This window comes from Pseudomonas sp. PGPPP1, from assembly GCF_002255865.1.
Lineage (GTDB): Bacteria > Pseudomonadota > Gammaproteobacteria > Pseudomonadales > Pseudomonadaceae > Aquipseudomonas > Aquipseudomonas cremoris.
This window is the reverse complement of record NZ_NKIG01000002.1, coordinates 363,542-387,262: the sequence shown is the minus strand read 5'-3', so window position 1 is coordinate 387,262 and position 23,721 is coordinate 363,542. Positions and strand designations below refer to the sequence as shown.

The window sequence follows — 23,721 nt, the reverse complement described above, 5'->3', positions numbered from 1 at the left end:
GCAAATTGGCCCGTCTTCGCGACGGATTCATTGCAATTTTCAAGGACGATTTTCAACCGATGACAGACGCCATGGATCTGAAAATTCTGGGCAGGCTGCAAAAGGATTGCGGCCAGAGCCTGGACTTGTTGAGCGACAGCGTAGGGTTGTCGTCCACCAGTTGTTACCGACGCATCCGCCGTATGGAAAGCGTGGGGATTATCAAGGCCAAGGTTGCGGTATTGGATGAGCACAAGTTGGGCATCCAGGTGACCGCGTTTTTTTTGATCAAGCTGGACAAGGACAGCAACGGGATTGACCGCAAGATGCAACACATCCTCGCCAGCCACCCGGAGATCCAGGACTGCTACCTGATGACGGGGGAGTTCGATTTTGTGATGGTTGCCAAGTTCAGGGATGCCACGGAGTACACCGATTACATCTATCGGTTTCTGGAGACTTATCGGGAGATTCCGATTCGTACTTATTCGTCGACGTTGGTGGTTAGGACGGTTAAGAAGTCTTATGAGTTGCCTTTGTATGGGGGGTGACGGTGTACATATCCGTTATTTAGGTAACGGCTGATATGGGTTCCGCCCTTACGGCGGGTCACTTTGGAAAAGAGCCCCAAAGTAACCAAAGGGCTCTTGCCCCAACACTCGGTGTCTCGCCTAGGCTCGGTGTGCCCGAACGAAGGCTTTGGAGCGTGGGCCGCCGCGATGGGCCATCCTTGGCCCAGCGCGGCTAACCCGGCGTCCTGCCGGGTTACCCACGCTCCAAAGCCTGCGTTCGGCCAGCGTGTTTGACGGGGCGCTTCTAGATCAAAAGCAAGAGCGCGGCGGCCTGATAGCCGACCGAGATTGTCAGTGGTACGGAGCTTTAATGTGGGAGCTGGCTTGCCTGCGATGGCATCAACTGGGTATGCCTGATGGACCGAGTTGCCTGCATCGCAGGCAAGCCAGCTCCCACAGAAAAGCAGATTTCACAGGGCAAGGAAGCCGGACACGATCAAAAAATGTGGGAGCGGGCTTGCTCGCGAATGCGGTGGATCAGCCAATGAATTTGTTGACTGACACACTGTATTCGCGAGCAAGCCCGCTCCCACATTTGGATCTCCATGTATCAGGTAGACAGTGGTTTGCTCTGGCTTTCGCTCTGGCTCTTGATTTGGCTTTTGATCTTGATCTTAGGCGCCCCGTTAAACCACGCTGGCCGAACGCAGGCTTGAATCCGTGGGTAACCCGGCAGGACGCCGGGTTAGCCGCGCTGGGCCAGGGATGGCCCATCGCGGCGGCCCACGGATTCAAGCCGGAGTGAGGGCATGTCGAGCCTAGGCGAGACACCGAGTGGTGGGGCGAAGCGTTTTGCTTACTTTTGCGCTCTTCAAAAGTGAGCCGCTGTAAGAGCGGAACCCATATCAGCCTTCACCCAAATAACGGATATGTACTCCCCCCCCCCAAAAAAATCAAAAAATGAAGCTTTCATGACAAAAGTTCGGTAGCTCCCAGCCACCCCCGTCTCCCCTATGTAACGCGCTGGACACGATCAAAAGTCGTCTCCAAAGCCGTCAGCAGGACGCCAGGAGTGGGGCATATGGGAACTATGGAACGTTACTCGAAAGTCGGCATGCAGGAGCTCGACCAGCGCCTGTCGAAGATCGTCGAAGCCGCGCGCAAAAAGCCAGTTTCGGTGTACCGCTACGGCGCGCCGTGGGTATGGATCGTCTCCCAGGAAGACTGGCAAGGCGCCCTCAAGGAAGTCTCCAACTACATCCCCGCGGGCCATTCGCTGGTGTTGTTGCGCCCGCAGATCGACGAGGTCATCGACCAACATCGCGACGCGCTACTGGCCGAACCGGGCATGTCGATTGCGCCGCACACCCTGGTGCACATCCTGCTGCTGCAACTGCTGTATTCGGTACCCAGCGAACAGCAACTGCACGAACAGCTCAACTACAACCTGTTGTTCCGCTGGTTCGTCGGCCTGGACCTCAACCAGAAGGTCTGGAGCACCCACCTGCTGACCCGCGACATCGCCACGCTGCTGAACAACCCGCGTGCGGTGCAACTCATCCAGAAAATCATCGGTGAAGTGTTTTGTGGCGCCTTGCTGCACATGCCGGAGTTCTCGCTGAACTTCGCCTTGCTGCATACCTGGCTGGCCCGGCACAGCCATCTTTCGACCACCAACAATTGAGCAGGCCAAACGCCGTACAAACGGCGATGGCGCAAAAACTTAGAGAATCAGGGGGCGGTGTGGAGCATCTGTTCAAGTCAACGCTGGCGCTGTGCTGCCTGACGCTGGGGGCCTTGGCTCAACCCGCGTTGGCGGAAGAGGCCGTTGCGGCACGCCGGGTAGACGTCAATGAGTACTTCGTGCGCGGCAATACCGTGCTCGATGCGGCGGCGATTGAAGAAGCGGTGTACCCGTTTCTCGGCCCGCAAAAGACCTTGGATGATATCGAGGGTGCCCGTGACGCACTGCAAAAGATCTACCAGGCGCGTGGCTACCAGTCGGTGTTTGTCGAGTTGCCGGAGCAGAAGGTCGATGACGGCATCGTCTACCTGCAAGTCAGCGAAACCAAGGTCGGCCGGGTGCGTGTGGTGGGTGCCAAGCATTACTCGCCGGTAGAAATTCGCGATGAAGTGCCGGGGCTCAAGGAAGGCGCGGTACCGGATTTCACCACGGTGCAAACCCAGCTCGCCGGGCTCAATCGCGGTGCCGGTCGCCAAGTCACGCCGCTGGTGCGAGAAGGCCAGCGCCCCGGCACCATGGACGTGGACTTGCAGGTGGAAGACCAGAACCCCTGGCACGCCAGCCTCGGTCTGAACAACGACTACAGTGCCGACACCAAAGAGCTGCGCTCGGTCGCAACCCTGGGCTACGACAACCTCTGGCAACTGGGCCACAGCATTTCCCTGACCTACTTCACGGCGCCCCAGGACAGCAACAATGCCAAGGTCTGGTCGGGCTCCTACAGTGCGCCGCTGGATGAGCGCTGGACCTTGCAGTTCTCCGGCTACCAGTCCGACAGCAACATCGCCACCCTTGGTGGCAGTAACGTATTGGGCAAGGGCCATTCCTACGGCGTGTCGGCGATCTACAGCCTGCCGGCCACCGAAGCCTGGGCCAATTCGTTCTCGCTGGGCATCGACTTCAAAGACTTCGATGAAGAGATGAAATTCGGCTCCAGCAGTGACCAGGTGCCTCTCAAATACGCACCGTTCACCCTCGGCTACAACGGCTATCGCTACACCGAGCAATCCCAATTGGGCCTGGGCCTGAACCTGGTGGTAGGCACCCGCGCCTTCTTTGGCTACGGCAGCGACGCCGAAGAGTTCGACTACAAGCGCTACAAGGCCAGCGCCAGTTTTGCGGTGCTCAAGGGCGACCTGAATTACACCTACACCTTTGCCAACGATTGGCAGTCGGCAACCAAAACAGCGTTCCAGCTGGCCTCGGGGCCACTGGTGTCGAACGAGCAATATTCTGCGGGCGGCGCCACCTCGGTACGCGGCTACCTGGCGGCGGAGCGCACCGGTGACGAGGGCTACTTGCTCTCCCAGGAACTGCGTACGCCGTCGCTGGCCAAGTACCTGGGCAGTTACGTGAAGGAGTGGCGCTTTTATGCGTTCGCCGAAGGTGCGCGCCTGCGTCTGCACGACCCACTGCCTGAGCAAGAAGACGAATACAGCCTGGCCAGTGTCGGCCTCGGCACCCGCGCCAGTTTGAGCAAATGGTTGTCCGGCAGCCTGGATTGGGGCTACCCGCTGCTCGATGGACCGAACACCCAGAAACAGGACTCGCGACTGCACTTCAGTGTGCAGGCGACTTTCTGACTTTTTCTTTCGGAGATTTCACCCATGCAACGCCTATTCCTGAGCCTGTTGATCTGCCTGGGCTTCGCGCTCCCGGCCACCGCCCATGCCTGGTGGCAGGACGACTGGCATTACCGCAAGCAGATCACCGTGGACACCACCGCCCAAGGCGCCGCGATCAACCAGGCCCTGGGCCGCACCGCGCTGCTGGTGCGCCTGCACACCGGCAACTTCACCTTTGACGGTGTAAAAGACGACGGCGCTGATTTGCGCTTTGTCAGCGCCGATGACAAGACCGTGTTCAACCACCAGATCGAAAGCTTCGACCCGTTGATGGGCATGGCGTTGATCTGGGTGGATGTGCCCAAGGTCGAAGGCGCCCAACGCCAGGAACTGTGGATGTACTACGGCAACCAGAAGGCCCCGGCCACCGGTAACGGCCAGCTGACGTTCGACCCGAGCTACACCGCGCTTTATCACTTTGACGGTGCCAACGGCACGCCGCCACGGGACACCACGGCCTACGCCAACACCGCGCTCAACGCCACCGGCGCAAGCATCGACGGTGTGATCGGTCGCGCCCTGCAGTTCAGCGGCCAACCGCTGATGTTGCCGGCCAGCCCATCGCTGCAACACGCCGCCGCTGGTGCATTCACTTTTAGCGCCTGGCTGCGTCTGGACCAGGCCAGTGGCGAGCAAGTGGTATTGGCCCGTCGCGACGGCCCTCACAGCCTGCTGTTGGGGTTGAACCAGGGCACGCCGTTTGTGGAAATCGACGGCCAGCGCGCCGTGTCGAGCCAACCGCTGAACCCCGGCCAATGGCAGCACCTGGCGTTCACCGCCGAGGGTGAAAAAGTCACGCTGTATGTGAATGGTCGTGAAACCGCCAACCTCGCTGTGGCGATGCCGGCATTCAATACTCAACTGGCCCTGGGTGCAGACCTGCCCGACGCGGGCAGCACGCATCAGCCATTCGCCGGGGCCATCGATGAGCTGCGCCTGTCCAAGGTGGCACGCCCGGCCACGCTGCTGCTGGCCGACGCCAGTGCACAGGGCGCCGAGTCAAAACTGGTGGCCTACGGTGTGGATGAAGAGCAGTCGGGCTTCGGTTTCGGCAGCCTTGGCTTCTTGCTCAACGCCGTGCCGGTGGATGCCTGGGTGATCATCCTGGTGCTGGTGGCGATGATGTTCCAGTCGTGGGTCATCATGCTGCGCAAGAACCGTCAGGTCAGCCGTGTGAGCAGTGCCAACGAGGTGTTTCGCGAGCACTTCGCGCAGATCGGCACCCGCCTGGAAATGTATGCCGATGACGCCCAACTGAGTGAGCGCCTGACCCACTCTTCGCTATGGCGCCTGTACCTGGTGGCGGTCAAGGAGATCCGCACCCGTCGCGCCCAAGGTGCCGACACCTCGTCGGTCTCGGCTGCGACCATCGAAGCCATCCGTTGCTCCATGGACGGCGTGCGTACCCGCGAAAACCAGCAACTGAGCTCCAAGCTTTCGACCCTGTCCAACGCCATCGCCGGCGGCCCATATATCGGCCTGCTCGGGACGGTGCTGGGGATCATGGTGGTGTTCCTCGGCACGGCCATGGCCGGTGACGTGAACATCAACGCGATTGCCCCGGGTATGGCGGCGGCCTTGCTGGCCACGGCCATGGGCCTGTTCGTCGCGATTCCGGCGCTGTTTGGCTACAACCGCCTGATCACGCGCAACAAGGAAGTCAGCGCCGACATGCGGGTGTTCGTCGACGAGTTCATCACCCGCCTGGCGGAGATGCACGGCGAGAGCCAGTCCAGTGAAGCGGCGCACCGTCGCGAGCATCACGCTGCCGTTCCGGCCTGAGGAGAATCAGCATGGCTTCCGTAAACGCCTCCCACGACGATGACGATGATGCCGCCGTCGACAGCATCAACATCACGCCCCTGGTGGACGTGCTGATGGTGGTACTGGTGATGTTCATCCTCACCGCCACTGCCCAGGTATCGGGCATTCAGATTCATCTGCCCAAGGCCAGTGCCTCGGTGTCGCTGTCGGAGGCCAAGACCAAGGCCATCTCCGTCAACGATGGCGGCCAGGTGTTCCTGGATGCCTACCCGGTCACCCTCGGCGAGCTGGAAGAGCGCCTGCGTATCGAGAAAGCGCTGAACCCGGACTTCCCGGTGATCGTGCGCGGTGACGCGTTGGTGCAGTACCAGAAGGTGATCGAAGTGCTCGACTTGCTGCGACGGCTGGAGCTGTCCCAGGTCGGGCTGGTCACCGGCAAACCGAGCCAGGGCTGAGCCATGACCGCACAGATCCCGATCACGCCGTTGCCGGTGAAGAACAAGCCGCCGTTGCGCCCGTTGAAGTGGGGCGCAGGCCTTTTGCTGGGCGCTGTGGCGGCCTGGTTCTTGTGGCAGTGGGCCAATGACATGAGTGGTGTACGCCGCGAAGCGCCGAAGGTGCCGACGATTATTCCGTTGCCGCCACCGCCGCCGCCCCCACCGGAAAAACCCAAGGAGCCCGAGCCCCAGGTCGAGGAGAAAGTCCCGGAGCCGGTGCCTACGCCCGAGCCGGAAGAGGTCAAGCCGGCCGAAGAAGCGCCGCCTTCACCCGCCGATGACTTGGCCAACCCGATGCAGATCGATGGCGATGCGCAGTCTGGCAACAACGGTTTCAACATCGGCGCCGGCAAAGGCGGCGGCATGGCAGGTTCCGGTGGTGGCGGCTTGGGTGCCGGCACCTACAAGCAGTACCTGGCCGGGGTGTTCCAGCGCCTGCTGCGCGAAGACCCGGAGTTGCGCAAGAAGGCTTACACCGTGCAGGCGGACTTGTGGTTGAACGCCGAGGGGCAGGTCACGCGGGCAGAGCTGGCCAAGTCCAGCGGCGATGCCCAGACCGATGCCCAGGTGTTGGCCGCGCTGCGTGCGCCCCATGCCACGCAGCGGGTGCCGGCCTCGGTAACCATGCCGGTGCGCCTGTCCCTCAAGGGCCGTCGCCCCGATTGATCGAACCTTATTTTTGGCAATTTTCTACAGGAGTTGCGTACACATGATTTCCCCCGTGAATCGACTGACCCTGGCGGTTGGCATGGTCATCGCGACCCTGGTTGGCCAGGCGGCAGCTGCCCCGGTCGCCCCCTCGGAAAACGTCACCATCAACCTGATCCGGCTGTTGGTGCAGCAAGGTGTATTGACCCAGGACACCGCCAACGGGCTGATTGCCCAGGCCGAGAAAGAAGCCCAGCAGGCACGCCAGGCCAATGCCGCGCCAGTGGTCGCCGCAGGCCCCGCGACAGCGCCCGGTGATGTGCGTGTGCAGTACGTGCCGCAGGCGGTGCGCGACCAGATTCGCGATCAGGTGAAAGCCGAAGTGATGAACACCGCCAAGCAGGAAAACTGGGCCCAGCCCAATACGTTCCCGGACTGGATCTCGCGCATCAGCTTTGATGGCGATATCCGTTTGCGCGACGAGTCGCGTTATTTCTCGGGCAACAACAGCAACCAGATCACCGACTACGCCAAGGTCAATGACACCGGCCCGTATGACGTCAACAAAAGCTCCAACTACAAATTCCCGCCGATGATCAATACCCGCGAGGACCGGGAAAACCTGTTCCGCCTGCGTGCCCGCCTGGGCATGAAGGCCGTGATTTCGCCGGAATGGACCGCTGGCATTCGCCTGGGGACCGGCTCCGACAACAACCCGGTGTCCACCACCCAGACGTTGGGCGGCGGTTTTGGCAAAAAAGATATCTGGCTGGACCAGGGCTACCTGACCTGGAAAACCACCGACTACATGACCCTGACCGCCGGGCGTATCGGCAACCCGTTCTATTCCACCGACATGATGTATTCCAACGACCTCAACTTCGACGGTGTGGCCGCGATCTTCAACCACAAGCTCAGCAACGAGTGGGGCCTGTTCGGGACCTTGGGCGCGTTCCCGGTGGAGTACACCTCTGACGCTGCCAGCACCAACGGCATCGACAAGGAAGACAGCGAGACCAAATGGCTGTTCGGTGGGCAAATTGGCGCCGACTGGAAGATCAACCGCAGCAACAGCCTCAAGATCGCCGGTGCCTACTACCAGTTCAAGGACATCGAAGGCCAACGCTCCAGCCCTTGCAAACCGTGGGCCGGCGCCGCCGGCTGCGACACCGACGGCACGCGGGTGGCCTTTATGCAGAAGGGCAACACCGTGTTCCTGCTGCGCGATATTCCGCTGGACCCGACGGACCCAGCAAAGACTCCGCTGCCGCAATACGTGGGCCTGGCCTCCAAGTTCAATGTGCTGGACCTCAACGCGGTCTGGGACAGCGAGTTGCCGGGTGACTTCAAGCTGCGCAGCCAGGGCAACTACATCCGCAACCTGGCCTACGACAAGGGCGAGATGCTGCGGCGCAGCCAGGGCGAGATCGTCACCAACATCAACAGCAATGGTCAGTTTGAAAGTGGCGGCAATGCGTTGATGGTCTCGTTCACCCTCGGCAGCGCGCTGGAGATGCGCAAGCGTGGCGACTGGAACGTGTTGGCTGGCTACAAGTACATCCAACCCGACGCCTTGCCCGACGGCTTCAACGACTCCTCGTTTCACTTGGGCGGCACCAACGCCAAGGGTTATTTCATCGGCGGCAACTACGGCATCGACAAGAACATCTACGCCAGTGCGCGTTGGTTGAGTGCGTCCGAAGTGTACGGCCAGCCGTTTGAAGTGGATGTGATGCAACTGGAACTCAACACGCGCTTCTGATGCGCACAGGAGATGCCACATGAACACGCGAATCTGCGGGCTGCTGTTGTTGTTCGTCGCCACCGGCGCCAGTGCCGAAGGCATGGAGGAGCGCCTGCGTACCCAACTGCGCAGCACTACACAGCAGTTGCAGGCCTTGCAAAGCGAACAGGCCCAGGCCAGTGCTGCGCGCATCGCCGCCGAAACCCAGGCCAAACAGGCCCAGGCGCACATCAAGCAACTGACCGCCGAGCTGGAAAAGACCCGTGGCGTGGCCGAGCAAATGGCCGGCCAGCAACAGAGCCTGCATAGCCAGGCGCAAGCCCAGGTGGCGGCAAGCAACGAGCAGATCGGCAAGTTCAAGAAGGCTTATGACGAGTTGCTGGTACTGGCCAAGGGCAAGGAAGCCGAGCGTGCCCGCTTGCAGGCCCAGTTGAGCGAACGTGACACACAAGTGCAGCAATGTTCAGTCAAGAATCAACAGATGTACGGCGTAGCGCAGCAACTGCTGGCGGCCTACGAAAAGATCGACGTGGCCGAGGTGATGAGTATTCGCCAGCCCTTCGCCAGCGGCGCCCGGGTCAAGTTTGAGGAAATGGCCCAGGGCTTTGGCGACGATCTGTACAAGAGCCGTTTTGATGCGCCCCAGGCAACTGCCAATCACTGATAGACAAGGAAGAGATCACCATGAGCGAATTGATCACCAGCGTGACCACCCAAAGCCTGACTGAACTGCTTCAAGAAGCCGGCTACCGCGTCAACCAGACCGAACAGAACGGCATCGTGCAATTGCTCAGCGCCAGCCAGGGCATCGGTTTCGCCGTGCGTTTCGGCAACCCGGCGGCAGAGCAGGGCAACTATGTGGACTTCACTTACAGCTGCGCGCTGCGTATCCAGGGCGAGTTGCCTGAGGGCTTGGCCCAGGTGTGGAACGCTTCGCGCCGTTTTGCGCGCTTGTCGGTGCAGGGTGAGTTCCTGCTGATGGAGATGGATGTGGTGGTGGCTGGTGTCGGCGCCACGCACCTGCGCAGCCAGTTGGAACTGTGGGATCGCCTGTTGCAGGAATTCATCGTCTACCTGCGTGAATACAGTCAGCAAGCTGCGCAGTTGCAAGCCCAGGCAGCGGTTGAGCCGGTTGGCGAAGAGGCACCTGTACTGTGAAAAAACCAACCCTGATGGTCGGCGCGGGTGCGCTGGCCTTGCTGGTGGTGGCGGTGGGCCTGAGCCTGCGCCCGGGCAGCGACCCCGTTGCGGCCCAGCAGCCGACTCCGGTGCTCGGTGCACCGGCGGGCGGCCCGGCGGTGGCACGCCTGGGCAACCAGCAGATCGACCTGCCGGAACTGAAAACCGTGCTGGCCAGCCTGCCAGCCGAGTCCCGCGAGCAGTTGCGCGGCAACCGTGGGGCGCTGGAAACCTGGATTCGTTCACGCCTGGCGCAAAAGGCCGTGCTGGAGCAGGCCGACGCCCAGGGCTGGCGCCAACGCCCGGAAGTGGAGCAACAGACCCGCGCCGCCGCCGAGCAGATTGTGTTCCGCGACTACATGCTGTCGGTCAGCCAGGTGCCGGCAGACTACCCCAGTGCAGCCGAACTGCAGCAAGCCTATGACAGCGGCAAGGCCCAGTGGGTAACGCCGGCGTTGTACCGGGTAAGCCAGATTTTCCTTGGGGTGAGCGACCCGCAAAGCGTCGACAGCGTGCGCCGCCAGGCCCAGGAGTTGAGCCGCAAGGCACAGGCCGCGCCGGGTGAATTCGCAGCCTTGGCCACGCAATTTTCCCAAGACCCGGAAACCGCCGCACGGGGTGGGGATTCGGGCATGCAACCTTTGCAGCAACTGGTACCGGAAGTGCGCGGGGCGGTATCGCGCTTGAAAGTCGGTGCAGTGTCGGACGTGGTGCAAAGCGCCGCCGGGTTCCACGTACTTAAACTCACCGGCCAGCAACCGGCGCGCACTGCCACCCTTGATGAGCTGCGCGAACGGCTGACCCAGGCCTTGCGTGCCCAGCGGCAAGAGCAGATTGCCAAGGCCTATCTGGAAGGCATGCTCAACACCGCGACCTTGAGCATCGACGGTGCCGAGTTGAACAAGGTGCTGGAGTAACACGCATCAACCCGCATTGGATGCACAGACCCACAAGACAGGGAGTCTCCCATGGCATTTCTAGAACCGTCTGCCCCCCACGGGCCCGCCGCGTACCGGGCGCCGGCCGAGTCGCGCAACACCTGGTTGGCCCTGGCCAACGAGATCGACCCGGACGTGGCGCGCTACTTTCTGGTGAGCGCGCGCTGTGGTTGTTTCATGCAGGCGGCGCGCAGTTTGAATATCAAGGCGACGCTGTTGCGCAAGCGCCTGGCGCAGTTGGAAGAACACCTGCGTCATTCGCTCTTCACCTATCAGGGCAACGGCCTGGTGCTCAGTCGCGATGGCCTGCAATTGCAGGCGCAACTGATCGCCCTGGCCCATGAACGGCGCTTGCCAGTGGTGGAGCAGCCGCTGATTCGCCTGGCGGTGGCGGAGCCGATCCTGCATGACATTCTGGGGCGCGACTTGATCGCCTTGCTGCGGCGCAACGCCAGTGTGCGGCTGGAGATCATCTCCCTCGACAGCCATTTGTCCCTGCAAGCGGTAGACGTCGATGTGGTGCTGTGGCTATCGGACAACGACGGTCCGGTACCCGGCCCCAGCTTTGCCACCGAGCCGCCCCGTTCCTTGGCACGCTTGGAGTATCTGCCGCATATCGCCAAGCGCTACTCACGCCTGATCACACGCCCGGACAGCGTCGAAGACCTCGACGACTACATGCTGGTGCAATGGCAGCCGGATGCCCAGGTCGGTGCCTTGCAACCGTGGAACCAGGTGGTACAGCAACGTTTGGCTGCGGTGGTGCAGGTGCATGCCTATTCGTTGATGCTGGAAATGATCCGCTGCGGCGCCTGCATCGGTTTGCTGCCGCACTACATGAGCAACTTCGACCGTGGCCTGGTGGCGTTGCCGGGGTTGCTGGCCGAGGGTATGCAGCGCCAGGTGTGGCTGGCAATGAATGCCCAGGTGCAACATGCCGAGGCGGTGCAGATGATTGTGGAGTTGATCGTCAGCACGTTTGAGGGGCGGCGGGATTGGTTCGATTGAGTAGGCGTGTCGAACACGCTCCCACAGGGGGGAATGCGGGTATATCCAAAAAACCACATCTGGCTCAGCGTTGCAGCACACCCCGAAACGTTGCACTCAGCGCACGCAAGGTTTCCCGCGAGCGCGCATCGCTGATGCGGCTGTAGAGCACCACCTCACTCACCGGCAGGGGCGGCAAGCCGTGTTGCTCGCTCACGTCCACCGCACCGGCCGGGGCCACGCGATGGGCGAGGGCGGCGACCCCGAGGCCGGCGCTGACGGCTGCCCCGACGGCCATCACGCCGCCGCCGACAAACACTTCGGTCCAGTCGATACGCGCCTCATCCAACACGCGCGTCGCCAAATGCCGGACCCCACAGGGCGCCGCCATGGTCGCCATGCGCAGCGGCATGCCCGGCGTGTGTTGCCAGGTCGGCGATGCAAACCAGCCAAAGCGCTCCACCGCCAACACTTCGCCATCCTGCCGGTCGCCTTCGTTACGCACGATCACGGCGTTCAGCTCATTGCGGTCGAAGGCGGCTACCAGGTCGCGGGAGGAGGCGATGCGCACTTCAAGAATCACCAGCGGGTCATAGGCCGCAAGACGGCTGAGCCACAGCGGCAGGTCCGGCCCGGCCACATGGTCGCTGATACCGATGACCAAACGTCGGGGCGCGTGGGCTCCCATGTCGCCAAGGGCGCGTTCGTGGGCGTTGAGCAGCGCGCGGGCGGCGACGATGAATTGCTCGCCTTGGGGCGACAGGCGCACGTGACGCGGCGTGCGTTCCAGCAAGCGATAACCCAGGCGTTCTTCCAGGCGCTTGAGTTTTAGGCTGACGGCGGCCTGGGACGTATCGAGCGCGTCGGCGGCGCGGGTGAAACTGGCGAAATCGGCCACCAGGACGAAGGCCTGCACGGTGTCGATATCCAGGGGCTTGAGTACGTCAGTCATATCAGATCCTTATCGCATCTATATCGAGTCATATCTTGTTGAAATCATCGCGGCTGCGCAAGCTGTCACCTCATCTTGCACGGGAGCTTTTATATGTTCGCCAAACAGTATTCACACCGCTTGCCATCCGACTACGACATGAACGTGATCCGCCGCCGTGCCGCGCAATTGGGGCCGTTGTGGGATCACGCCAAAGGGTTGCTGTTCAAGGCGTTTATCGCCCAGGAGCACGGGGGCAACGTGTATTCGTCGGTATACCTGTGGGCCGACCCGCTGCAGGCCGCCGATTTTTTGCTAGGGGAGCGCTTCCAGAAAGTGCTCGACAGCTTCGGTCGCCCGCATATCGAGAGTTGGCTGCCGTTGGACGTGCAGCGCGGGCCGGCGCAGAGTGCGTTGAGTTTGTATCGGGAAGAATGGCCACTTGAGCCAGGGGCGGATCGGGCCGGGATATTGGCCGAGGAGAAACAACGCAATCAGCAGGTGGCGGATAACCGCGATACGTTCGCGGTCTTCCTGGCGCTGGATGTGCAAGCCTGGCGCCTGGTGCGGTTTACCTTGTCGGCGAAGGCGCTGGACGTTGAGCATCCCGGAACGGGCTATCAGGTGTTCTACCTGGCCCGTCCCGGAATCTAGCGCGTCAGGCGTTGAAACGTGCGCGTGGCTGGCTCAATTTGCGCTCGGCCACCGCGCCAAACACCAGGCCCAGGGATACCACGCGGAACTTCCATAGCCGCACGCAACCAGCTTCCTGTTTCATGTTCGTTGTAACATGCGAAACAGCTTCGCGAGTCTATGCTGGCTGCGCGTCGAAACAGAGTGCAATTGCGATGCAAACCACCCGTCTGACCTTGATTTGCCATGCTGTTACGCCCTTGCAGAAAAAGGGGTATTTCCCCGATGACGAGGCGGTGGAAATGGATTGGCAGGGTGCGGCGCTGTCTCTGGCTGGCCGCTACAAGGAAAACCGACGCCTGTTGTGCGGCCCAGAAGCGCGTACGCGGCAGACGGCGAGCTTGTTCGGCGGTGATGCGGTCATTGATGACGGGCTGCGCGATGCTGATTTTGGGCGATGGAAGGGCCAGGATATCGGCCAGTTGAACAGCGACGAATTGGGCGCTTGGCTAAGCGACAGCACCCGCGCGCCCCACGGTGGCGAGTCGGTGGACCAGGTCTGCGCGCGGATTGGAGATTGGATAAAATCCCTCGAATCCCAACCTGGCCATGTCGTGGCCGTTAGTCACCCCTTTGTGATTCGCGCGGCGATGCTCTACGTCTTGCAGTTCCCGGTGTCGATGTTCTACCGCATCGATGTCGAACCGTTGTCCGCCATCGAGTTGCGCTTCAACAACGTATGGCGCTTGCGTCTGGACACTCACATGGCAAAATCCACGCCCCGCAATGAGAGCAACCCATGAAACGCATCCTGATCATCGGCATTGGCGCCGGCAACCCTGACTACATCACGATGCAGGCCGTGAAGGCGCTGAACCGCACTGACGTGTTTTTCCTGATGGACAAGGGCCAGAGCAAAGACAAGCTCATCGACCTGCGTCGCGAGATCTGCGAGACCTACATCACCGAGCCCGGCTATCGCTTCGTCGAGGCCGATTGCCCCGAGCGCGTGCGCGGCGATATCGACTACACCACCGCCGTTCAGGACCTGAACCGCGACAAGCAACACACGTTCGAGCGCATGATCAACGAGGAAATGGCCGACGATGAAGTGGGCGCTTTCTTGGCCTGGGGCGATCCTGCGCTGTACGACAGCACCATTCGTATCCTGCAGGCGATTCTGGCCAGCGGTCGTTGCACCTTTGAATTCGAAGTGATCCCCGGCATCACCAGCGTGCAGGCCCTGGCAGCCCAGCACAAAGTGCCGCTGAACCGCATCGGCCGCTCCATCGAGATCACCACCGGTCGCCGTCTGGCGGCGGGGCAGGCAAGTGATGCCGACACCTTGGTGGTGATGCTCGATGCGGAAGACTCCTACCGCACCGTCGCCGATCAGGACCTGGACATTTACTGGGGCGCTTACCTGGGCACGCCAGACGAAATCCTGATCTGCGGCAAAGTCAGTGAAGTGGCCGAAGAAATCGAGCGAGTGCGCAAGGCCGCACGCCTGGAAAATGGCTGGATCATGGACACTTATCTGCTGCGCAAACCCTGAGGTAACGCCCCATGCTCAAACTGCTTGCCCTGGCGCTGACCCTGGTGGCTGGCGTCGTTCACGCTGACGACACGCTGCACACCGATTTGCCCCTGTCGTACCTGGAACAGACCCAGGGTGATGCGCGCAATGAACCTTTGGTGATTTTCCTGCATGGGTTCGGCAGCAACGAAGAAGACCTGTTTGGCATCAAGGACGCGCTGCCGTCCACTTGGACTTATCTGTCGGCGCGGGCGCCAATGCCGGTGGACCCGAGTGGCTATCGTTGGTTTGCCAAAAAGCCCGGTGACGGTGATTACGACGGCGAGACAGAAGATTTGCAACGCAGCGCCAAGCTGATCGAAGACTTCGTGACCCAGGCCACCGCCAAGTACCACACCCAACCTGACCGGGTGTTTCTCGTGGGGTTTAGCCAGGGCGCGATCATGACTTACGAGGTGGGCTTGCGTAAGCCTGCGCTGGTTCGTGGGATTGCGGCGCTGAGTGGCAGTGTGTTGCCGGTGTTGAAAGCTGAGCTGAAACCGAATGGCTCATTGGACACGCTGGCAATCTTTATCGGCCATGGCACGTTGGACCAGGCGCTGCCGTATGCGTCGGCGACCCGGGCGAATGAGGTGTTGGTGGGGCTGGGGTTGAAGCCGGAGTTTCATGGGTATATGGGGATGCCGCATACCATCAGTGAGGCGGAGATTCAGGACTTGAAGGGCTGGATGGAAAACAGCTTGAAGTGAGCACGGTAAAAATGTGGGAGCGGGCTTGCCTGCGATAGCGGTGTTTCAGTCCCCAGAGAGGTTGACTGGACAATAGCTATCGCAGGCAAGCCAGCTCCCACATTGGTTTTGTGTTGCCTGGATTATCGGGTTATTTACCGCCGGTAATCTGCTTCACCAACGCGGCATGCCCCTTTGCATCATCGCCTCGGGAAATCGCCTGGATCACCAGCAAGTGGTTGCCCGAGCCGCCGAGGAATGTGGAGTTCAGGGTCTTGCCGCCGCCCTGGGTGGCGGTGCTGTCCACCTGGCGCAGGCCCAGGCCCTTGAAGGTCAGTTTCTTCTCGTTCTGTTTCTTGAAGTCCGGCAGGGCGGCGCTCTGGTCCTTGATGAAACCTGCTACGGCGCCGTCCAGGAACTGTGCGTCGTTATCCTGGATCTTTACCCCGTCGTTACGCACAGTTTCGGCGACGATCACCACACTTTTCGTGGTCTGGTTGGCGTACAACGTGCCTTGAGTGTCGGCGGTGCCATCCTCGGCCTTGCCCGACGGCAGGGTGTCGGCAACGTAGGCCTTGGGCAGGTTGAAGGTGAACTTGCCGCCCAAAGTGGAAATGGTTTGGGTGTCGGCTTTCTGCGTGGCCGGCTTGGAGGCGGCGAACGCGCTGCCAGCGGCAAGCGCCAGGGCCAGCAGGGCGGCGGTCTTGGTGAAAGTGGCCATGAAGCGCTCCAGGGGATGAACGAAATTGCGGCGTATTCTGTCAGAAAATTCGCAATATCGTTCATCTGTAGCCTCACACCTTGTCGGACTCTTCCTCTAGTCGGTCCATCTCAAACAGCCGCGCCAATTCGGCCCTTGCTTCCTGGGCGGTTTGCATCACTTTGCCTGCGTCGTCGTACACCGCATGTTGCGCGGCCAGCAGTTGCAGGTCGTGGTTCTTGAAGCGGGTGATGCGTGCATCGGCCTGGGCCTGGGTCAAACCGAGGCCGACCAGGGTGCGGCGGCTCATTTCCAGGCTGGAGTAGAAGGTCTCGCGCACCGGTGAAGCATCGAGGTCTACCAAGCGGTGCACGTGCTGGCGGTTACGCGCACGGGCGATGATCTTCATGTGTGGGTAGAGGTTGCGCACCAGTTCGGCAGTCTTGATGTTGATCTCCGGGTCGTCCATGGCGATCACAAAGAACTCCGCTTGGTCGACTTTGGCGGCGTGCAGGATCTCGGGACGTTGCGGGTCGCCATAGAACACCGGCATGCCGCCGAAACTGCGGGTCAGTTCGATGGTTTCCACCGACGTGTCGAGGGCGATAAACGAGATGTTCTGCGCCCGCAGAATCCGCGCGACGATCTGGCCCATCCGCCCCATGCCGGCGATCACCACGCGCGGCGCGTCGCTTTCGATGGTGCGGTATTCCTCTGGCACCTCCACTGGCTTGGCCTTGGGCTTGAACAGCTTCGGGCATACCAACAGCAGTAGCGGGGTCACGGCCATGGAGAGGGTGATGGTGAGTACCAGCACATCGTAGAGATGCGGTTCGAACAGGCCCTGGTCGCGACCGATCTTGAACACCACGAAGGCAAATTCACCCCCCGCCGCCAACACCACGCCCAGGCGCAGGGCGCTTTCGCGATTGAGGTCGCCCACCACGCGGCCGACGGCGTACAACAGCGGCAACTTCAAGCCGATCAACAGCAGCGTCAGGCCGATCACCACCAACGGTGAGCTGAGCAGCAGGCTGAGGTTGGCGCCCATGCCCACGCTGATAAAGAACAGGCCCAGCAGCAGGCCTTTGAATGGTTCGATCTGGGATTCGAGTTCATGGCGGTATTCCGAATCCGCCAGCAGCAAGCCGGCGAGGAAGGCGCCGAGGGCCATGGACACGCCTACCAGTTCCATCAGCCAGGCCGTACCGATCACCACCAGCAAAGCGGTGGCGGTGGACACTTCCCGCAGCCCGGTCTTGGCGACGATGCGAAACACGGGTCGCAACAGGTAGCGCCCACCGATGATTACCACGGCGATGCTGCCGAGGATCTGCAACACGTGCTGCAGGCCCTGGGCTTCGGTGGTCGGGTGGTCACTGCCCGCCAGCAGCGGCACCATCGCGATCAGCGGGATGGCGGCGATGTCCTGGAACAGCAGGATGGCAAATGCCAGGCGCCCGTGGGGCTGGTTCAGCTCTTTACGCTCGGCCAGGCTTTGCAGGCCAAAGGCAGTGGAGGACAACGCCAGGCCCAGGCCCAGCACGATGGCGCTGTTCCAAGACTGGCCAAATACCCATAGCGCCACGACGCCCATCACCAACCCGGTGAGCAACACCTGGGCCAGGCCCACACCAAACACCGCCTTGCGCATCACCCACAACCGTTTGGGCGACAGCTCCAGGCCGATGATGAACAGCAGCAACACCACCCCCAATTCAGAGAACTGCGCCACGCTCTGCGGGTTACCCACCAGGCCCAGTACCGATGGGCCGATGATCACGCCAGCGAACAGGTAGCCCAGCACCGCGCCCAGTTGCAGGCGTTTTGCCAGGGGGACGGTAAGCACGGCGGCGAGCAGGAACACCACGGCTGCTTGTAACAGGTTGCCTTCATGGGGCATGGGGAACTCCAGGATCTTCAAAACCAATCAACAGGAGCGTATTAGAGCGCTTTTTACATTTTGAAAATTGTGTTTTTGCTGCGAGTGAGGCGGATATCGCGTCTTTTTTTGTTGGTGGGCGGGCGGTTAGCCGTCGAATCGGAAGGATGTACAAACAATTTCCCAGGGGGCACGGGTGGAAGGTGGGCCACTTCATCTCCTAGCTTTAAGTTCTTGAGATTATATTCCTTGGATGGCATATTTCATGGGCTGGGAAATTGAATACACGGATGAGTTCGGAGGCTGGTGGGATGGCCTGGGGGTAAAGGAGCAGATTTCGGTCTCTGCCAGCGTTGATCTGCTGGGGCTTTTCGGGCCGGGGTTGGGCTTTCCCCACAGTAGCGATATCAAGGGCTCCCGGCATGGCAACCTGCGGGAACTGCGCGTGCAGCACGCAGGGAGACCTTATCGGGTGTTGTACGCCTTTGATCCACGCCGATGCGCATTGTTGCTGGTCGGTGGTGACAAGACCGGACAACGCCGATGGTATGAGGAGCATGTTCCCGTGGCAGAAAAGTTGTATGACATACATCTGGAAACAATGCGTAAAGAGGGCCGTAACCATGGCTAAGAAATTCGCTGAACTTCAAGCGCGCATGACGCCGCAATCCCGTGCGGAAGCCAAGCTGCTGTTCCAGCAACATCTGCAGGAAATGCCCCTGCATGAGCTGCGCAAGGCTCAGCGATTGAGCCAGCAAAGCCTGGCCAAGGCATTGAATATCAACCAGGCGGCTGTTTCCAAGATGGAGCGGCGCACCGATATGTATATCAGCACGTTGCGTGACTACATTCGTGCAATGGGCGGTGAGCTGGAAATTATTGCGACGTTTCCCGATGGTCAGGTGAAAATCGACAACTTCGCGTGTTGACTCCCCGCTCACTACTAAGGCGCGCTATTTGCTGGGCTGCATGCCGACGTCCTGTCCGGTGGTAACCACGTTCACCGGCCTGCGATACAAGCCCACCGCCAGCCCAGCGATGATGATCCCGATGGAGATCAGGTTCGGCGTAGAAATACGCTCGTCGAGTATCAGCATCGAACTGGCAATGCCAAACACGGGAATCAGCAACGACAATGGCGCCACGGTCGACACCGGGTACAGCTTGAGCAACGAGTTCCAGCCCCAGTAGGCAAAGTGCGTGGCCAAGTACACCTGAAACAGGATCGACAGGACTGCCGTCAGGTCGAGGCTGGCTTGCAAGCCTTCAAACGCAGCACTGCCATGCATCAGCCAGGCCGTAAGGAACAGCGGAATTGGCGGGATCAGGCTGGCCCACACCATGAACGAGAAGATCTCCTTGACCCCGGACTTCTTGATGATGACGTTGCCGATGCTCCAGGCCACCGCGCTCAGCACGATCAGCATGACGCCCAGCACCGCATGGTTGCCTTCCTGGGTCGAAATGATCCCCGCCAGGCCAATCAGGGCCAACACCGCGCCGATCATCTGCGCACCACGGATCTTTTCCTTGAACAGCAAAAAGCCCCAGCCCATGGTGAAGAACACGCTGAGTTGAATGATCAACGAGGCAATGCCTGGACTCACGCCCACCTGGATGCCGTAGTTGATCACGCCCCACATGCCCAGCCCGAAGATGATCCCGTAGGCCACCACGTAACTGAACTTGACGGCAGGGCGCTTGATAAAGAACACCAGCGGCAGGGCGGCGAGGGCAAAGCGGATGCCCGTGAGTACAAAGGGGTCGATCGCGCGCAGACCCAATTTGGTGATGGGAAAGTTGACGCCCCAGACCAGTGTCACGAGCACGGCGAGTGATAAGTGTTTTTTCAGCATGGACCCTCCTTGGGTCAGGCGACGCACCGCATCCGCAGCGCGCCGCCTACAGGTCAGTTCACAGCGAACCGTTGTTGCATCAGGCACAGCCCGGCAATTTCCATCAGCAGGTTGTCTGCCGATGCGCGTTGCGCGGGGGACAAGCTTGGCAAGGTTGCCAGCAGGGCGCGTACTTTACGTGGGTCGAAGAACGGCACGTTGCTCAACGCCGGTCCGCTCAACACGTCGTTGATCATCTCGAACAGCTTCGATTGCGGGCTTTCCGACGCCGGTGGTGCGCGGAAGTATTGCTTCTTGCGATCCAGCACTGCCTGCGGCACGTAAGGGCGCATGGCTTCGCGCAGGGCGTACTTCTCGGTGGCGCCGCGCACTTTCATGTTGACCGGCAGGCGGCAGGCGGCTTCGATCACTTGATGGTCCAGCAGCGGCGGGCGGCCTTCCAGGCTGCCGGCCATTTCCATGCGATCACCCAAGGAAGTCAGTACCACGTTGGGCAGGCTGGACTTGGCGACCATGTACAGCGAGCGGTTGACCGGCTCCCAACCGTCGAGCGCCCGCGGGCTCAACCGGTCGTAGAACTGGCGATAGGCATCGACATTGCAGAAGCGCTCACGGAAGTCATCGCTGTACAACTGCGCCAACGGGCCGAACAGCGCCGATTGGGTTTGCAGCCAGGACACGCCATGGCCAAGTTCGTCCTGGACCCACTTCACGTCATTTTTGCCGCCGGGCAGGTAGCGGTCTTCACTGGCGTGCAGACGGCGGGTGAGTTCGGCGATCACCGTTGGGTCCTGGTGTTCGTGGTTGTACAGCACCATGTCGCGGCGATAGTGCGGGTAGCCGCCGAAGACCTCATCGGCGCCTTCACCGGTCAACACCGCACGCATGCCCTGGCTTTGCACGTATTTGCACAGCAGGTACTTGGCCACGCTATGGGCATTGGCGAAGGGCATTTCGGCGTGCCACAGGGCATTTTCGAAGTTGTCCGCCATGTCAGTGGAGTTCACCGACAACACGTTGAGGTGTGCACGGTTATGCCGCGCGGCAACTTCGGCGTACTGGCGTTCGTCGTAGGCCTGCTCGCCTGCGAAGGACAAGTGGAACGCCTGCAGCGGTTGGCCGGTCAGCTCGGTGGCAATCCCCAGCATGGCGGAGGAATCCAGGCCGCCGCTGAGGCAGACGCCCACCGGCACATCGGCATGCAGGCGCAGGCGCACGGACTCTTCGATGGTGTGGCGCAGCGAGTCGATCATCTCGGCTTCACTGCGTTGCTCGGTGGCCTGGGCGTCGGGGAAGTCCCAGTCCCAGTATTGCTCGGTTTGCAGACCGCTTTCGTCGGCGATGATCCAGCACCCCGGCTTTACGCTGCGGATGTTGTTGAACACAGTAAGGTCACGCAGGATAAAGCCCCGGTTGGCGTAGGACTCGTGGTCCCACTGCGCCGGAACGCCCGCTGCGAGCAAGGCTTTGATCTCGGAAGCGAAGTACCAGGCGCCTTCATGTTCGGTGTAGTACAGCGGCTTGACGCCCACTCGGTCACGCACCGCAAACAGCTTTTTGTGCAGGCGGTCGTAAATCAGGATGGTGAACTCGCCACGCAGTTGCTTCAGGCCGCGTACGCCATGGCGGCGGTACAGGTGCATGGCGATTTCACTGTCCGAGGAAGTCTTGAACCGGCAGCCGTGGCCTTCCAGCTCCGCGCGAATGCGTTGGTAGTCGTAGAACTCGCCGTTGACCATCATCACCAGGTCGCCTTCATCGGCAACGATAGGCTGGGTGCCGTTGCCCAGCCCGACCAGGCCCAGGCGCACGTAACCGAAAGCGGCCTGGCCCTTGGGGTCGAACCACTGGCTGGAGCTGTCCGGGCCGCGGTGATGGATGGCGCGCAGGGCGGCATCGAACATGTTCGGGTCGAACGCACGAGGTTGTTTGGCGAAGACGCCAATGTATCCACACATAAAAAGTTCTCGATTGAATTTGTAGTGATCAGCGGCACGCTGGGTTCAAACGGTGATGACCGGCTCTGTCATCACTTGTAGTTCTGGCAGTACGGCTGCGGGATGTATGCCAATGGAACTGAGGATGTCGGGCATCGCCGAGTAGTCCGCTTCGCCGGTCTCGATAAATTGAGTCGGTAGCAGCAGCGAGCGATCGCCGAACACTTCGAGCAGTTGGGGCAGGATGATTCGCCACGCAGAAATCTCGCGCATCGGGAAGATCCGGATGGAGTTGGCGATGCCCCGGGTAAACAAGGTGGTTTGCTGTGCCGTGAAGTCACCGACCACCTGCTGCACGAACAGCGGGAAGATGTGCTTGTGCACCAGCTCGTCTTTTTTGTGCAGGGCCACCACGTGACGAAACACCGGCTGGATGTCGGGCGCGTCACTGAGGTCGGCCAGGTAGTCGCTGATAAACGTCTCCGAAACCAGCGAGAAGGCCAGGCGGTAGATCTTGAAGTCCGCCTCGGACATCGTTGCCTGGGCTTGGCTCAAGTGCCGGGTCAGCTCCAGTTCTGGCCATTTGATGCGCATGCCGCGCTGGGTAATCGCCAGTTCACACATGTTGATCGAGAACAACGTGTGGTAGGCCTCATCTGCCAGGGTTTCGGAAATCGTCGCGGCGCTGGCGGAGCTCAGGCGTGAGCCCAGCTGCAGCAGGTCGATGCACGACGGGCAGATGATCTCGGTTTCGATGGCGATGGTTTTCTGGTTGTAGATGACCCAGCCGGCCGAGAGGATCAGCAGTTTCAGGGCGTGCGGATAGTTCTGGTACTGCGGATCATGGGCGAAGGGTAGCAGTGCCTCGAGAAAGTCCGGCGCTTGCAGGTCGAGCTGGATATCCGGACGTTGGGAGTCCAGCTTGATCTGTGCGCGTTTGTGCCAGCTGCGTTCGATTTTGATCAATCGTTCATCGGCTGCGTCATTGCTGCGATAAAGATCGTCTTGAGTGCTGTGCTGAAACATGGTTTCACCGGATTGATAATGTGCTGTGAAGGCCATCCATGGTTTGCCGAGGCGCGCCCGGCAACTTTCACGACCGGGAGTTACACCGCTGGCGCGGTCTGGATCTTGTCCTTCTTGCGATCCAGGAAGTCCGCCAGGCGATCCTGTGTGCGGGTGTCGGAAGACACCACTGCGGCAATCAACGCCTCCGTCATCAGGCCATCCTGCTGGCTCTGGTCGACAATGCGTGGCAGTACGTGGGTTACCGCGTAATTGGTCATGGGCAGGTTGCCCGCGATCTTGTGGGCCAATTCGGTGGCCTTGAGCACTGCCTGGCCTACCGGCACCAAATACTGGGCAACACCGCGCTCGTAGCTTTCCTTGGCGTAGAGCGTGCGGCCGGTGAGCATCATGTCGGTCATCAGCGCGATGCCGGCGATACGCGGGAAGCGCACCGAAGCGCCAACGCCTACGTACAGACCGCGCATGGCTTCGGGCAGCGAGAAGAAGGCGCTGTCATCGACCACGCGCAGGCTGCAGGCGGTGGCGATTTCCAGGCCGCCACCGATGGCCGCGCCGGTGATTGCGGCCACCACGGGGACTTTGCCGAACTGGATCAGTTCGAACGTCTTGTGCCATTCGCGGAAAGCCTGGACGTTATCGATGACCGATTGGTCGCGAATTTCCGAAAGGTCCAGCCCCGTACAGAAATGCTGGCTGGTGCTGTATAGCACTGCTGCACCAACGCCTTCGGGAATGTTGGTGAAGGTGTCGTGCAGTTCGTGCATGACTTCGAGAGACATGGCGTTTCGCTTCTGCGGGCGGTTGAGTCCCACCATCAGAACGGCGCCGTCTACTCGTACATCCAAGTAGTTTTTGACACTCATTTTCCGAA

General features: G+C 60.9%; 24 protein-coding genes. 17 read left to right on the top strand and 7 right to left on the bottom strand.

Features of this window, described 5'->3' with window-relative positions; translation table 11 throughout:
* The first annotated feature begins 71 nt into the window (after positions 1-71).
* From CFE47_RS06240 to CFE47_RS06190, 11 genes are all read left to right on the top strand, one after another.
* A complete protein-coding gene (locus CFE47_RS06240) occupies positions 72-530 on the top strand; it encodes an Lrp/AsnC family transcriptional regulator (protein WP_286835953.1) in 459 nt (152 codons plus the stop codon).
* 1,051 nt (positions 531-1,581) lie between these two features.
* The gene (locus CFE47_RS06235; protein ID WP_185710316.1) at positions 1,582-2,175 is read left to right on the top strand and encodes a transposase; all 594 of its coding nucleotides are present in this window, start codon (positions 1,582-1,584) and stop codon (positions 2,173-2,175) included.
* 59 nt (positions 2,176-2,234) lie between these two features.
* Positions 2,235-3,818 carry a ShlB/FhaC/HecB family hemolysin secretion/activation protein gene (locus CFE47_RS06230; RefSeq protein ID WP_286835952.1) on the top strand — a complete coding sequence of 528 codons (1,584 nt, stop codon included), beginning with the start codon at positions 2,235-2,237 and terminating at the stop codon, positions 3,816-3,818.
* Between the two features lie 24 nt (positions 3,819-3,842).
* Entirely contained in the window at positions 3,843-5,642 is a 1,800-nt protein-coding gene (locus CFE47_RS06225) for a DUF2341 domain-containing protein (protein ID WP_286835951.1), read from the top strand.
* Between the two features lie 11 nt (positions 5,643-5,653).
* Complete coding sequence (locus CFE47_RS06220; RefSeq protein ID WP_065905942.1) at positions 5,654-6,079, top strand: ExbD/TolR family protein; 426 nt, start codon at positions 5,654-5,656, stop codon at positions 6,077-6,079.
* Positions 6,080-6,082: 3 nt separating this feature from the next.
* On the top strand, positions 6,083-6,787 hold the full coding sequence (locus CFE47_RS06215; RefSeq protein WP_286835950.1) for an energy transducer TonB family protein: 705 nt from the start codon (positions 6,083-6,085) through the stop codon (positions 6,785-6,787).
* Positions 6,788-6,830: 43 nt separating this feature from the next.
* Positions 6,831-8,531, top strand: a complete 1,701-nt coding sequence (locus CFE47_RS06210) for a putative porin (protein ID WP_286835949.1) — start codon at positions 6,831-6,833, stop codon at positions 8,529-8,531.
* A gap of 19 nt (positions 8,532-8,550) precedes the next feature.
* Positions 8,551-9,177 carry a DNA repair protein gene (locus CFE47_RS06205; protein ID WP_286835948.1) on the top strand — a complete coding sequence of 209 codons (627 nt, stop codon included), beginning with the start codon at positions 8,551-8,553 and terminating at the stop codon, positions 9,175-9,177.
* Between the two features lie 20 nt (positions 9,178-9,197).
* Positions 9,198-9,671 (top strand): YbjN domain-containing protein, encoded by a 474-nt coding sequence (locus CFE47_RS06200; RefSeq protein WP_185710238.1) that lies wholly within the window; start codon positions 9,198-9,200, stop codon positions 9,669-9,671.
* A complete protein-coding gene (locus CFE47_RS06195) occupies positions 9,668-10,609 on the top strand; it encodes a peptidylprolyl isomerase (protein ID WP_286835947.1) in 942 nt (313 codons plus the stop codon). The genes CFE47_RS06200 and CFE47_RS06195 overlap by 4 nt, the downstream gene beginning before the upstream one ends.
* 51 nt (positions 10,610-10,660) lie before the next feature.
* Positions 10,661-11,638: a LysR family transcriptional regulator gene (locus CFE47_RS06190; protein WP_286835946.1), complete on the top strand. Its 978-nt coding sequence runs from the start codon at positions 10,661-10,663 to the stop codon at positions 11,636-11,638.
* A 64-nt stretch (positions 11,639-11,702) separates the two neighbouring features.
* Here CFE47_RS06190 and CFE47_RS06185 read toward each other — a convergent pair whose 3' ends face one another.
* On the bottom strand, positions 11,703-12,569 hold the full coding sequence (locus tag CFE47_RS06185) for a LysR family transcriptional regulator (RefSeq protein ID WP_286835945.1): 867 nt from the start codon (positions 12,567-12,569) through the stop codon (positions 11,703-11,705).
* Positions 12,570-12,662: 93 nt separating this feature from the next.
* Here CFE47_RS06185 and CFE47_RS06180 point away from each other — a divergent pair, with 93 nt between their 5' ends.
* From CFE47_RS06180 to CFE47_RS06165, 4 genes are all read left to right on the top strand, one after another.
* Positions 12,663-13,202 carry a DUF4865 family protein gene (locus CFE47_RS06180; protein WP_286835944.1) on the top strand — a complete coding sequence of 180 codons (540 nt, stop codon included), beginning with the start codon at positions 12,663-12,665 and terminating at the stop codon, positions 13,200-13,202.
* A 194-nt stretch (positions 13,203-13,396) separates the two neighbouring features.
* The gene (locus CFE47_RS06175) at positions 13,397-13,984 is read left to right on the top strand and encodes a histidine phosphatase family protein (protein ID WP_286835943.1); all 588 of its coding nucleotides are present in this window, start codon (positions 13,397-13,399) and stop codon (positions 13,982-13,984) included.
* Positions 13,981-14,736 carry a precorrin-6A synthase (deacetylating) gene (cobF, locus tag CFE47_RS06170; RefSeq protein ID WP_286835942.1) on the top strand — a complete coding sequence of 252 codons (756 nt, stop codon included), beginning with the start codon at positions 13,981-13,983 and terminating at the stop codon, positions 14,734-14,736. The genes CFE47_RS06175 and cobF overlap by 4 nt, the downstream gene beginning before the upstream one ends.
* Before the next feature lie 11 nt (positions 14,737-14,747).
* Positions 14,748-15,467, top strand: coding sequence for an alpha/beta hydrolase (locus tag CFE47_RS06165; protein WP_286835941.1), 720 nt, complete (start codon positions 14,748-14,750; stop codon positions 15,465-15,467).
* A gap of 130 nt (positions 15,468-15,597) precedes the next feature.
* Here the strand turns inward: CFE47_RS06165 and CFE47_RS06160 are convergent, their stop codons facing one another.
* Positions 15,598-16,167, bottom strand: a complete 570-nt coding sequence (locus CFE47_RS06160; protein ID WP_185710246.1) for a DcrB/PsbP domain-containing protein — start codon at positions 16,165-16,167, stop codon at positions 15,598-15,600.
* A 73-nt stretch (positions 16,168-16,240) separates the two neighbouring features.
* Positions 16,241-18,049: a monovalent cation:proton antiporter-2 (CPA2) family protein gene (locus CFE47_RS06155; RefSeq protein ID WP_286835940.1), complete on the bottom strand. Its 1,809-nt coding sequence runs from the start codon at positions 18,047-18,049 to the stop codon at positions 16,241-16,243.
* A gap of 244 nt (positions 18,050-18,293) precedes the next feature.
* Here CFE47_RS06155 and CFE47_RS06150 point away from each other — a divergent pair, with 244 nt between their 5' ends.
* Complete coding sequence (locus tag CFE47_RS06150) at positions 18,294-18,659, top strand: type II toxin-antitoxin system RelE/ParE family toxin (RefSeq protein ID WP_286835939.1); 366 nt, start codon at positions 18,294-18,296, stop codon at positions 18,657-18,659.
* On the top strand, positions 18,652-18,957 hold the full coding sequence (locus CFE47_RS06145) for an XRE family transcriptional regulator (RefSeq protein WP_185710249.1): 306 nt from the start codon (positions 18,652-18,654) through the stop codon (positions 18,955-18,957). Before CFE47_RS06150 ends, CFE47_RS06145 begins: the two co-directional genes overlap by 8 nt.
* Positions 18,958-18,981: 24 nt before the next feature.
* Here the strand turns inward: CFE47_RS06145 and CFE47_RS06140 are convergent, their stop codons facing one another.
* The 4 genes from CFE47_RS06140 to CFE47_RS06125 all read right to left on the bottom strand — a co-directional run bounded on the left by CFE47_RS06140 (position 18,982) and on the right by CFE47_RS06125 (position 23,713).
* Positions 18,982-19,884: an EamA family transporter gene (locus CFE47_RS06140; protein ID WP_286835938.1), complete on the bottom strand. Its 903-nt coding sequence runs from the start codon at positions 19,882-19,884 to the stop codon at positions 18,982-18,984.
* A 53-nt stretch (positions 19,885-19,937) separates the two neighbouring features.
* Entirely contained in the window at positions 19,938-21,842 is a 1,905-nt protein-coding gene (gene asnB, locus CFE47_RS06135) for an asparagine synthase (glutamine-hydrolyzing) (RefSeq protein ID WP_286835937.1), read from the bottom strand.
* A gap of 45 nt (positions 21,843-21,887) precedes the next feature.
* The gene (locus tag CFE47_RS06130) at positions 21,888-22,847 is read right to left on the bottom strand and encodes a diiron oxygenase (protein ID WP_185710252.1); all 960 of its coding nucleotides are present in this window, start codon (positions 22,845-22,847) and stop codon (positions 21,888-21,890) included.
* 80 nt (positions 22,848-22,927) lie between these two features.
* Positions 22,928-23,713, bottom strand: a complete 786-nt coding sequence (locus CFE47_RS06125) for a crotonase/enoyl-CoA hydratase family protein (RefSeq protein ID WP_185710253.1) — start codon at positions 23,711-23,713, stop codon at positions 22,928-22,930.
* Positions 23,714-23,721: the final 8 nt, after the last annotated feature.